Annotated in this window: 9 protein-coding genes; 3 read left to right on the forward strand and 6 right to left on the reverse strand. The window is 59.3% G+C overall.

Translation table 11 applies throughout. The features are described from left to right. Positions 1–15: 15 nt before the first annotated feature. Positions 16–576 (forward strand): hypothetical protein, encoded by a 561-nt coding sequence (locus AC5P6H_RS10595; RefSeq protein ID WP_049433920.1) that lies wholly within the window; start codon positions 16–18, stop codon positions 574–576. 730 nt (positions 577–1,306) lie between these two features. Here the strand turns inward: AC5P6H_RS10595 and AC5P6H_RS10600 are convergent. The 5 genes from AC5P6H_RS10600 to AC5P6H_RS10620 form a co-directional block, all read right to left on the reverse strand. After that, positions 1,307–2,041 (reverse strand): uracil-DNA glycosylase family protein, encoded by a 735-nt coding sequence (locus AC5P6H_RS10600; protein ID WP_053442706.1) that lies wholly within the window; start codon positions 2,039–2,041, stop codon positions 1,307–1,309. Positions 2,042–2,106: 65 nt separating this feature from the next. Then, the gene (locus AC5P6H_RS10605; RefSeq protein WP_053442705.1) at positions 2,107–3,750 is read right to left on the reverse strand and encodes a DUF6119 family protein; all 1,644 of its coding nucleotides are present in this window, start codon (positions 3,748–3,750) and stop codon (positions 2,107–2,109) included. 170 nt (positions 3,751–3,920) lie between these two features. Next, the gene (locus tag AC5P6H_RS10610) at positions 3,921–6,803 is read right to left on the reverse strand and encodes a M16 family metallopeptidase (RefSeq protein ID WP_053442704.1); all 2,883 of its coding nucleotides are present in this window, start codon (positions 6,801–6,803) and stop codon (positions 3,921–3,923) included. A gap of 556 nt (positions 6,804–7,359) precedes the next feature. Continuing rightward, positions 7,360–7,680, reverse strand: coding sequence for a type II toxin-antitoxin system RelE/ParE family toxin (locus AC5P6H_RS10615; protein ID WP_143568718.1), 321 nt, complete (start codon positions 7,678–7,680; stop codon positions 7,360–7,362). Between the two features lie 420 nt (positions 7,681–8,100). Further along, a complete protein-coding gene (locus AC5P6H_RS10620; protein ID WP_019659227.1) occupies positions 8,101–8,466 on the reverse strand; it encodes a DUF6624 domain-containing protein in 366 nt (121 codons plus the stop codon). A gap of 357 nt (positions 8,467–8,823) precedes the next feature. Here AC5P6H_RS10620 and AC5P6H_RS10625 point away from each other — a divergent pair, with 357 nt between their 5' ends. Both AC5P6H_RS10625 and AC5P6H_RS10630 read left to right on the forward strand, forming a co-directional pair. Continuing rightward, complete coding sequence (locus tag AC5P6H_RS10625; RefSeq protein ID WP_019659228.1) at positions 8,824–10,221, forward strand: site-specific integrase; 1,398 nt, start codon at positions 8,824–8,826, stop codon at positions 10,219–10,221. 119 nt (positions 10,222–10,340) lie between these two features. After that, complete coding sequence (locus tag AC5P6H_RS10630; RefSeq protein WP_019659229.1) at positions 10,341–10,709, forward strand: H-NS histone family protein; 369 nt, start codon at positions 10,341–10,343, stop codon at positions 10,707–10,709. Positions 10,710–11,006: 297 nt separating this feature from the next. Here the strand turns inward: AC5P6H_RS10630 and AC5P6H_RS10635 are convergent, their stop codons facing one another. Then, positions 11,007–11,735, reverse strand: a complete 729-nt coding sequence (locus tag AC5P6H_RS10635; protein WP_019659230.1) for a response regulator transcription factor — start codon at positions 11,733–11,735, stop codon at positions 11,007–11,009. Between the last annotated feature and the right edge of the window lie 382 nt (positions 11,736–12,117).

The raw sequence follows: 12,117 nt of genomic DNA on the forward strand, positions 1-12,117 counted from the left end.
AAAAGGACGAGCAAAATGACGGAAGAAGGCCAAAATAGATCTTCGAGTAACAAGACCTCCGCGAAGAAGCAGACTAAGAAGCCAACCGAAGCAACCGGCAGCGGGTCCCCGGCCAATGCAGCTCAGACACGGAAAGCCTGGGCAAAGAAAGTTCTGGAGAAAGCTATAATCGACGTTGTCGGAGGCCTTCTGGCGACGGGCGCAGTCGCTGGAGGCGGATGGCTCATTGACCACATCAGCAAAGTCATCAATGGCGGCGGCCTCTTCTGGGGCGAGGCGACCACGCCGAAGTCCGCCATTAAGGCAGCAGCGACGCAAGACCGATTGATCTATCTGCAACAGCTATACCTTGATATAGCAGTGTTGCTCGCTACTCATCAAAAGCAGCTCAGCAAGCATGCGTCACGGCTGCCTGAGCTGGAACAGCAACTCAGCGCCAACCTAGACATCAGCGTCAAGGTTCGCGCCCCCAGCGAATCCGAGAGGCTTAACCATAAAGTTCTTGCTGCGCTCATTTTCGACAGGTGGGTTGAAGGACTCAAGCCTATGGCGCCATCTCGTCTGCGCAGGATGTAAGTAGTCGTTTACGCAGGCTGCTCAACCCCGTCGGCAAGACCTCTTTTCCGCCAATGGGGTTGAGCGTTAGCTGAGCGCGCAGTATGCCGCTCTTCACTTTCCAACAGAATGCCCCACACTCCAGGGCACGCCGCCCTGGTGTCTGGAACTCCAGGATCGTCTTGGCTATCCAATACGCCGAGCATTCCAACTAGAAACCAGCAGTCTTTTGTCAGGACTTCGGCGATTTCATCCTCACCATAACACTCGGCTGTGCACTCTCAGGGCAGGTGAAGACATCGCCCCTCCGCTTGCCGCCACACGACAAGAGTGCCAATTGCTTCCGCGCATATCCAAACCGATTACTTCAACAACAGGCAACAGCTACGAAGGCCGGCGCCATAGTGGTGTCGGCCAGTGTCGCACTTCTGCTCTTTTGATCCCTGCCGCCGACAACCAATCCGCTTTAAGTCACTTGCCGGGCTTATGCTTGTGAGGCTTCAAGCCAGGGGTATTCCCGGGGGTATCCTTGTTATCCCGCCGACGCTTATCCGGCTGCCCGGTGGAGGGAGCTATCGGCTTCGGGCCAGGCTTAATCGACATAACTTGACTCCTTCATTGAGAGGGAACGGCCATACAAAGCTGCAACATCGCGCCACGACTGTCAATATACCCTAACGATATAAACTAATTCGTTCGACATTGCCGTTGCCCGCCCTCCCTCCATTCTGCCCAGGGAGGCTTGACAGTATCAGCGCTGTTTCGCAAATGAGATGAGGTGCCGGAGCGCTCCCGCCCGATCCTGCCATGTGTCTACGTTCCACGATGGATGGTAGACCCACGTCATCAGGGCGGACCCTCCCGTGTAGTCCAGCGACCAGACTTCCCGAGATTTAATGTAGCGTCGCTTGCCAGCCCCTCGATTCACCTGCTGGGCGATGAAGGGCTCCAAGCCCGGTCGCGGTTCACCATGACTAAAGAACCGCCAAGCTGTGCGACCGAGCACCAGCACCACATCCGGCCGAAGCACCGGCAGAATGTCTCGAACCAATACGTCCCCGCCGTCGCGCAGCGCCTGATTTCGCGGCCGGTGATTTGCTTGGGAACCTGCGAACGCCTGCGATAGGTTCAGGAATGCCACGCGTCTCCAAGCCTCGGCGGCGTCTTGGAGTTGGTAGTCCTGCCGCCCGGTGAGGATCAGATCGAGCGCCTTGAAGAAGGGTCCGTCACGGCCGTTCCGGACCGGCAAGGCCATCTCTCGGAAATGGTCTTGAGTGAAAGGACGGGTCACTTCTAGCGAATCGCTCGTCCCCTCCCTCCGATAGTGCGACTCGCCAAGCAAGAGCACCCGCCGCCCCTCCGTCCCGCCCCAGTAGAGGTCACCCCAATACGGGGTGAAACGAACTTCATTGGGCCATGGATGGCCCTCCAGATCCGTTTCAGGTGGGATGGCAGACTTCCGCACAGCTTGATTTCCCTTGGTCATACTCACTCCTCCAACAATGCACTCCGAATAGACCCGAACAGGACAACACTGTCAGCTGAAACGACTCAGTGGCCGCCCCGTGCCATCCTTTGCCCGCGCTTCGCTGGCTTCTTACCTGGCGGCAGTTTCTTCACCTTAACTTTGTCTTGATCGACAGAGATCTTGGCAAGCATGACCTCTCCAAAGCCACGCTCGAGGATGCGCGCGCATACAGACTTGAGCACAACCTTGGCGAAAAATGGCAGATGTAGTCCTGGCGCTTCAGACTGGCTTATCACACCGAACACCACCTTGTAATCCTTGACATCACGCGGGACGTCAACGGGAAGATCAAGCGCATGAGCCGGATCGATCTTCTCGTTGGCGAGTTGCACGAAGCTCTTGTCTGACTTAAGCAGCTCGGCTGACACCAATCCCTGATTGAACAGGTGACCGAGCACGCTGGAACTGCCGTAGTGCTTTATGTGCAAGAGAGTCTTAGCCCCATAGACATCGCAGAACTCAACTTTGTCGTGCACACCGCCCACGTTGAGAAGCTTGCGATCCATCAAACACCACGCCCCATTGCTCTCGTCCACAAGGGCCTGGTTGTAAGCCGCCTCATCGTCGTGGTTGTAGATCGGTAGCTCTAAAGGGAACTTGGCGATGTTCGCATAGAATTCTTCGATGCTTGCGGCAAAATCATCATGGACCTCAAACCAGTTCCCTGCGGAGAGCACGTAAGATTTCCCACCATCCTCCAGCTCACAGTGGATGCAGCGGTAGACTTGCCAGTCCTCTATGGTCCACTGCTCCTCATCCACTGCGAATGCCTGCCGGGATCGCAAGAACTCAATGTTCGGCTCTGCATCCGGATATGCTTGTACGAGGCCAGGCAGGTGGAGATCCGAAGACATGCCTTCGTTCTTCTTGCGGGTGAACTTGAAGCCTGCGATGCGGGCCCAGTCCACCACATCCGGAATAGCAAGCCAACAACCCTCTACCCGCCCACCTTGCTTCCAAGCGATCTTTAGCTTCTCCACCATCAGGGCATCTAGCTCGACTGCACGTTGACCCTTGGGCCTTAGCTGGCGAACCTGATCAACCCAAGGAAACTTCTCCTTGTAATCGGTGGAAGAGTAGGCCCGAAGATAGCGGCGCAGCTGCCTTCTCAGCTCCGGTATATCCGCTTTGCTGGTGAAGTTGAGGGCATCCGATCCGGACAACCGGCGCCCCATCTCAGGCGCATCGGGATAGCCAACGATGCCCCGAATAAGGTCGCGCTCGATATCGATGCCGAATTCCAAGGCAGCAGATGCCTGACTGGTTTGCACACGGCTGTTCTGGTCATCCACGAAGGCGCGCTTATCCACACTACGTAGAGCATCCTGCCGCACGGAGTTCAGTGTTACGAGCAGCCCAAACCGCTCCTCAAAAGCCTCGGGCTTTAGTAGATGCCTTCCTTGGCCAAACGTAACGGCGAAAAGGCGCTTGTCCACAGGAACGATGAGGACGGCTGCGGAGGACTGGACATTTCCAAGCTTTTTCTTATCCACAAAGGGCGTAAACAAGGGAGACCACTTCGGCTCCCGTGGTGCCGTCGGCTTCACGAACAGTGTCCCGTAGTGCGACGCACCATCGACTACGGGAATGCCAGCAACTTGGACGGCGATCGCGTCGTAGTCCGTCTTGATGTCCTCACGCAGCAAGTAGACCGAGTAATTGTTCATACCCCTCCCTTGGACAAACAATTCAACTGTGGTGCTACCACCCCGGCCGGGCGTCCTATGCCACTGATTCCTCAGAGCTGCCCATTCGCCTGCCGGAACGCCTAAGACGCATTGCACACAAATCTTCTTACCTGAGGTCTTTGAAAGCAATCTAGACCCGATTGCCGAGCCTAGTTCACTCCACTCCCGCCCGACCGGGCTTTCCCGGGTTGCAGCGGCGCGCCTTGCGAATCAATCACGATCACCTCGCCCAGCCCCATGGCACGCACGGGTGCCTCGACACGGGACAAGTCACCCACCACGACCCAAGTCAACTTGCTGGCGTCCAGCGCGGCGGCAGCGGCCCGGACCTCGTTGAGATCGAGTTGTCGGAGGGCGCTGCTGCGCTGTGTGGTCCAATCCTCTGGCCGGTCGAACCGCACGATGTCTGCGATCTCCGACGCGACGGCCTCCCGCGTCTCGAAACCACCCGCCAGACGCCGCACCTGGCTCTCCCGGAAGCGTGCAACCTCGTCCTGCCTGGCAGGCGCCGGTCCGGACGCGTACTCCGCAATCTCGCGGTGAATCTCCGCCATGGCCTCCGCCACGCGGTCGGACTGCACCGGCGCCACCACTCGCCAGGGTCGCGCTATCGGGGCATTGGCAGCACTGGAGATCACGCCGTAGGACCAGCCCTTGGCCTCTCGCAGATTCATGTTGAGGCGCGCGCTTGGCGATCCTCCCAGGACGGAATTGGCGACCTCGAAGGCCAACGTCCGGGGGTCTGAACTCGGCGCGACCAGTTGCCCGGCCACCAGGGTAGCCTGCAGGGCGCCAGGGCTGTCGACCAGATACACCCGTGGCCTCGCCTGCGCGGGCAGGCGGTCGTCGATGCGCACCTCAGGGATCCCACCCGACCCGCGCCAGTCGCCCAGATGCCTCTCAAGGACCGGGATCAGTTCGTGGAGCGTCGTATCCCCGACCACGACAAGCGTGCCCCGCTCCGGCCGGATCCAGGCACGGTGGAACTCCACCAGGTCATCGCGGCGCAAAGCCTCAACGGAGGCCACTGTGCCCGGTGCATTGAAGGCCTGGGCGTACGGATGATCGAGCCCGTACAGCAGCGCAGGAAACAGGCTCGTGGCCAAGCGCTGTGGGTTAGCCGCCTCCTCCCGAAGCGCCCCCACCTTGGCGGCACGCATGCGATCCATCGCTGCCGGCTCAAAGCGCGGTCGGCGCAGCATGTCCGCGTACAGCGCAACCGAATCGTCAAGCGTGTCTCTGAGACCGACCAGGGTCACCGCGCCGCTGCCCACGTCGACACTTGAACCCAGCTCCGCCCCCAGCGATTCAGCGCGCGCCGCGAACGTCAAGGCATCGTAATCCCCTGCCCCCTCCGCCAGCATGCTGAACGCCATGTCTGCCAGACCCGCAGTTGCCGCGGGATCCACCGGGAATTGATACGACATGCGAACAAGCGGGACGTCCTCCCGTCGAGCCAGGATCACGTGGGTGCCGTTCGACAGCGCCGCCCGCTCGATCGCAGGGAATCTCAACTCCGGATAGCTTTCAGGAAACGGTGGCCCTGCGCTGCGATCCACGCCCGGTGCCGCAGCGCGATGGGTTTTGCCTGGGCTTTGCGCGTGGGACACCGCGTCAGCCGGCTCGGCCTCCTCAGCGAACGCAGCGCGGGCGCCCGGAATGACCGTCAGGATGTGATCCCCCTGCCCCAGCCAGCGGCGAGCGACGCGGACCAGCTGGTCGGGCGTGGCCGATGCCACCACGTCGGCGGACCGCCGATAACAGCCTGCATCGCCTTCAAATACCTCACAGGCGGCGAGCACTTCTGCCTTTCCGTCCATCCCACCGTTACGCTCGATGCTCTTCACGAACTCGGCCCGCATCGCGGCCCGGGCACGTTGCACCTCATCGAGGGTGGGACCTTCCTTCAGCAGACGCTGAAGCTCCACCTCGATGGCGGTTTCCACGGCCGACGGGTCGACACCATCGCGCACGTTGGCGACGATCATGAGTCGAGATCCGAGCTGCCCCCCTGCCTCTGCCGTCACGTCAGTGGCAAGTTGATCGGAGTGCACCAGGCGCTTGCCCAGCCGGGAGGCATTGCCTCCTCCCAGGATGTAAGCCAACACCCGCAGCTGATCAAAGTCCGGCGTCCCACGAGCTGCGATGTTCCATGTCCGGTGAACACGCGCTTGAGGGACCTGATCGGACAAGGTTTCCCGGGTGGTGGAAGCCCGGTTGGCGACGTCCACGGAAGACCTGGCTACGTCGGGCGCCGATGGGATGTGCCCGAAGTAGGACTCAACCTTCTTCCTGGCCTCTTCAACGCCAACATCGCCTGACAGCACCAGCACCGCGTTGTTTGGGCCGTACCAGGTCCGGAACCAATCCTGGACGTCGGCAAGCGTGGCCGCCTGCAGATCGCGTGCGGATCCGAAGGTCGAATGATGGTACGGGTGCCCCGGCGGGTAGCTTGACCGGGAGAGCTGCTCCCATACGAGTCCGTAAGGCACGCCACGCCGCTGCAGCTTCTCGTTCTCTACAATGCCCCGTTCGGTATCCAGCGCCTTCTGATCGATGGCACCCAGCAGATGACCCATGCGATCGGACTCCATCCAGAGCGCCAGGTCCAGCGCCGTGGATGGAACCACCTGCATGTAGTTGGTGCGCTCCGGCGTAACCGTGGCATTGACGTCGGTGGCGCCGACGCGTTGCAGCGGCCCGTAGTAGGCGTCGCGGTAATGCTCGGTGCCGCGGAACATCAAATGCTCGAAGAGGTGCGCAAAACCGGTGCGGCCGGCAGGCTCATCTCCGGAGCCCACCTGATACCACAGGTGGACCGCCACGATGGGCGCCTTCCGGTCGGTGTGCACAATGACACGCAGCCCATTGGGCAGCGTGAAGCGCTCGAAGGGGATGTCCACCGCTTGCGGAGCTGCAGCCGAGGCGTGCGACGCCGCTTCCGGGTTGCTCGCCCCCACGGGCAGGCTGAAAGCGCCAAGTGCGAGCGCCGTCCCAAGCCACCTCTTCGCGCGACCCACGAAAGCCCCCATGCATCTCCCTCGCTACGTAGTTGCCGACCCGCACGCCCTGCAACACCGCGACGGGGCACCGGAACTGCTCGGGGCTCTCAACTCCCCATGCCGGAGAACCGGCCTCACCCCAGCCTGTTCCCGTGCAGCGCCGCAGCTGCTGATCCGATCTTAACGCCCAAACTGCTCGCAATGCCTGGAGACCATCGCTTGATACTCCGCCATGGGCGCCAGGCCCATTCGAGCGCGACGCTCGTCAAGCGTCCCAGGGGCTTCAACCGCGCGCGGTTCCCAACGCCCCGGGTCTGCACAACGCCCCTGCGTTCCATAGCGCTGGAGAATTGTGCATGCTATTGAATCTCAGACCCAATTTGACGCGGCATTCTGCCTCGAGGTCATTAAGGGGGTCGCTGCTTCTGTCAGGGAACACTGGAAGGATGGATTCGCACCGAATGGTGGGCAAGCAGGAATCAGACCAATCCGTACATGCCGGGACTGGAACTACGGCGATCCGTACGAGACAAATGCCAGCCTTAAGATCACTCCAGCAATAGACCCTCAAACTGACTGATACTTTCTACTTACTGGCACGGCGAAAATCAAGAACATCCACATACGCACAATCTTCATCCACATCATATGAGATGCGGCACAGAGTCCTCGAACCAGTAATTTGTCGAAAAACATTTCCCCCAACCGTCACAAGCGTCCCACGCAGGGGGTTGTCCGATAGCGTGCGAGCATCCTCGACGAAATCATCGATGTAAGCGTCAGCTGCGGACCAATCAAATTTTTGGGAATGCTCAAACTCCCATGCATCCAGCTGCCCCTGGGCACTCGCAGTAATCCTGACCTGATAAATTTTCACACCCACTCCATAGGCGAAATCATGAATCATTCAGTTAAAGCCAGAAGGATTTAGGCCACCTAATAGAGGGGCTTCGGGGGGGCACCAATCTGCCTTCCCAGCTCTCGCTTCTTCTTCCTCGCAGCCCGGAGCTCTTCATACTCTTCCAATAGGATCACAGGCTCCGTTCCATCACGTAGTCGTTCCCGCACTTCAGCAACCCGCGCCAGCCAATCCTGATCACTTTCTTTCATATCACGCCCTCCAAAAATGAGTTCCTTGTTCAAGCACGCATTGCGACTCTAGGCTATCAGACCACAAACACGGGTCAACTTGCCCATTAGTTCTATCTGGCCGCTATCGGAACCGATAAGAGATCATGCGGGCGATGGAACTGGCAGCATTGTCAGGTATGCCACTCGCGCATCGTGGAGCCAACATCCAATGGTGCCGCCCAGGATCGTGTATGCATCACAGATAGACGTAACTGAACGCTCTGACCCGCCCCGTGGCTACCAAGGGCTCCATGGCTTCCGCAACAGAGCGCTGGAACGCCGGGTCCTTGTCGGCATGCTGGGCAAGCAACCAAGCCGCGTCCGCCCCGTCCTGGCCCACCTGCGCCACGGTCGGCCAGCCATGGGCCGCAACGATCGCCTTCAGCCGAGCGGTGTGCACCGCATCGACGGCACTGAGCACCCTCTCCTCGCCCTCGGTGGTCAGCGGGAGGTCCCGCACCGCCTGATCGGCATTCTTCATCCGCAGGAGCTCACCGCGCAGCTCGGGGTCAGTGGGCGTCCCACCGCTGACTCCCAGCGGCGCGAAGAGGATCGCGATCACTAACAATGGACCGAGTCGTTGCGCCACAGCTCCACCTCCCAAGTGATCTCTCAGCCATCAACTGGCCGCACCGTTTAGCAGCCGTACAGAACTAAACTAGCATCTCAGAGGGAGTTGTTAGCTTGTAGAAATTAAACAGTACCGTAATGACTGCGATTCGACATAATTTTTATCCAGTCAAGTCTTTGATTTTAATACATTAAATTCATCCAGTTCCTGCGTAATTTTCTTTTCCTGAAGAAGCAGTAATGGGCGCTCACAATAGATGCCTACGGTCGGTACGCGAACGACCCATTTCCATTGACGATTGCTGAAGCTGGTTTATCTGTACCTCCATCGAAACGATGGAAGCCCGCAATGCCGTTGACTCCCCCACCAAGCCCCCTCCAAATCTACCTGGACGACCCCAACGGCTCGCTGGAGATGTCCGACATCCGCATCGGCAGGTTTCGGATCGGAAAGCTGGTCGTCACCAGCCGAGAGGCCGCGATCCAGGCCCAAGAGATTCTCAATGCCGCCTATGAGCGCACCCGCCGCGCACGCTCAACGAAGAACGGCACCCGGTATCCCGAGCCGCTGCCGGCGGGCACACCCGGGCGCTCGCTCTCCGTAGAAATTGACGACTACATCCGCAATCGCGGCGACTACAGCTGCCTGGCCAGAGAGACCGTCGAGGCGACCTCTCGCACCCTACGGCTGCTTCTAATGACCTGCGGGGACATACCAGTCACCCGCATCGACCACGCTCACATCTACAAGCTGTGGGACCTCATTCGCTGGGCCCCAGACCGTCTGCTGTCCGACCCCGAGTACCGAAGGTTTACCTACGACCAGGCGGTCGCGCGTGGAAAGCAACTCAACGTTGCTCCGCCCGCCCCCGCCACGCTCGAGAAACACCGGCGCTTCCTATCGACCTTCTTCAAAAAGCTAGAGAAATCCAAGGCCATTGGTGCCTCGCCGATGGTCGCCTTCGACGAAATCAAGAAAGACTTGGTCGTGGATCCGAACAAGCCCGAGCGCCTTTTTGACGATGCAGAACTCAAGCGCATCTTCGACCTGGAGACATATGTCCCATGGGCTAGCAAGTACCCCCACCGCTGGTGGCTTCCAATCCTTGGCCTGTGCACAGGGGCGCGCATCAACGAAATCGCTCAGCTGAAACTAGCGGACGTAGTGCAAGAGGCTGGCGTCTGGTGCATACGGATCCAGAAGACCGTCGATCCCGACTTGGCGCACAAGACCCGCAACCGAAGCCGTCAGCGCCTGAAAGGAAAGTCTGCCATTCGAACCCTCCCCATCCCTCCCCAAGTGCTTGATGCGGGCTTTCTGGACTTCGTGGAGGATATCCGCGCGTGTGGCCATCCTCGATTGTTCCCCCACCTGACCGCCGGCGTGAACCGCAAAACGGGTGAGTCGAACCAGCGCTACAGCCAAGCGGCGCTCAACCAGTTCAGCACCTACCTGAAGAGCTTGGGTTTCGGGAAGGGGATTGGGCTGCACGCCTTTCGGCACACCATCGCCACGGAGCTCCATCACAAGGGAATTCCCGACGAGGACATTGCCTTGCTGACGGGCCACAGCATCAGCAAGAGAGTGCCGGTGCTGCATGAGGCCTACTTCCATAAGAAGCCGGAACTCGCCCGAAGGAAGCAAATCGACCTTCTGAGCCGCTACGCGCCGCCGGTGGAGCTGCCGCCCTACCAGAGGGGGCAGTTCGCGAAACAGCTGAGCGACCCGGGAAAGTTCTACCCGTAAGCTATTGCCAATGGCCAAGCCGCTGCGGAATGACGCGGTGCCGTTGCCATAGGCTGTCGTCATTCGCATCGAGGCGGATTTCGAACTACGCTATCCCTTCTGCACCTCGGATAGAACAGATGACAATCGATGTCAGCCACCTCTCGGCAAAAGAACTCAAGACGCTGATCGCTCAAGCAGAGAAACAGCAAACCAGAGTACTGACTCGCCCCAAGGCTGCCGCCATGCGAGCCAAGATCAACAAGTATGTTAAAGACCACGGTTACACGATTGAGGAGCTCTATGGGGCGCTTTCAAGTCCATCCACGGAAAAGGCCGGCAAGCGAGTAGTCCGGAATCCGAAGAAGACGGCCGGCAGCAAGGTCGCCCCTAAGTACCGCAATCCGGCCAACCCTGGTGAGACTTGGTCCGGCCGTGGGCGCCAACCGAAGTGGCTCGCTGCTTTGGTTCAGAACGGGAAGTCGCCGAGCGACTTCTTGATCAAATGAGTCCGCACGTCATGATTCCACGTGACTTCACGCTGTAACGCTTACCAACCACCATCTTGTGGCCCTCGCCAGAAATCGAAATTCCGTGGATTCGCGTCATTGCGAATCCACCTCTAGCACAGCAGCTTCAAAGTCTTCGCTGGACCTTCTTCACTCAGGCTAACCCACCGCCTGGCCGAGCGACATTGGCGCAACATGCTGAGCATCATGCATTGCTTAGGCCAACGACCGGCCCACTCGGTCAGAGGCGAACTCATATCTACAAGAGTCTCTACTAGCCATGCGACTGTTCGGCCGTCATTTGAAGCGGTATCCCACACCTCTAACCGTCACCAGCACTCCGGTGATGCCATGATGCTTGAGCTTCCTCCTGATATTGTGGACATGCGTGTCGACAACCCGACTGGACGAATCATCGGCAGCGACGCCTTGGAGCAGCTCTCCACGCGTGAATGCTCTGGAAGGGGACCGCAGTAGCGCATAAACGATGTTGAACTCGGTCAGGGTCAAGTCGACGACAGCCGGCGGTCCAGACGCCTCTGATTCAACCAGTGCCCTCATCGCCACTCCATCTGCAATCAGCCTTCCCTGCCGGAGGATGCTATCCATTCCCCATCCAAGCGAAACGCGACGCAACACCACATGAACACGAGCGACGAGTTCCCGCGGACTGTATGGCTTGACGATGTAATCATCTGCGCCGCAATGCAGCGCACCGAGCCTATCCCGCTCATCGTCGATCGCAGAAATCATGATCACAGGTGTGCTCGCCCTTCCGCGGATCATAGCGAGCACATCGGTACCAGCCATCCTGGAAGACATCGTCTCTAGAAGCACTATGTGAGGGTGCCAATGGGCGAACAACTCCAAGGCATGCTCTCCGTCATCAGCAACCGCTACGAGGAACCCCTCCTTTCGAAGTTGAGCCTCAAGTATGCCGGCGCTTTCAATGTCACCCTCAACCAACAGCACTCTTCTCACGCTGTAAGGAGACGACACCGAGTACACAGAGTTCGAAAGAGTCATTGATCAACTATTGATGTTTGTCCAGGAGCCGTCGAGGCGGCGAGCCCTTCTTATCACCACGCCGGGGCGTCGCCAACTGGCCGATGACGACGGTCAGCCTGCGCCGCATGTCCGCACATGCAGGGAGTGCTCCAGACGTCGCATGGAGAATTTTCCCCCACCTTTGCGGGTTGCTCGAAGCAGCGCCATCCACTTATGGATGAAGCCGCAAATTGCCCTGCCGTCAGACCGAAAAGAGCAGTACTTGCAGGCACCACCGCGCCCTCGTGAGGATCCGCGGACAGATGCCAGCGAGAGAAGGATTTGAGCCGGCTCATCGACATCAGACGAAGTAGTCATGGATCGCGACAGCGGCTTAGGATGGACCTCCAGGCCGAGCCGC

It is taken from the genome of Stenotrophomonas sp. YJH_SMC_110 (assembly GCF_059369255.1).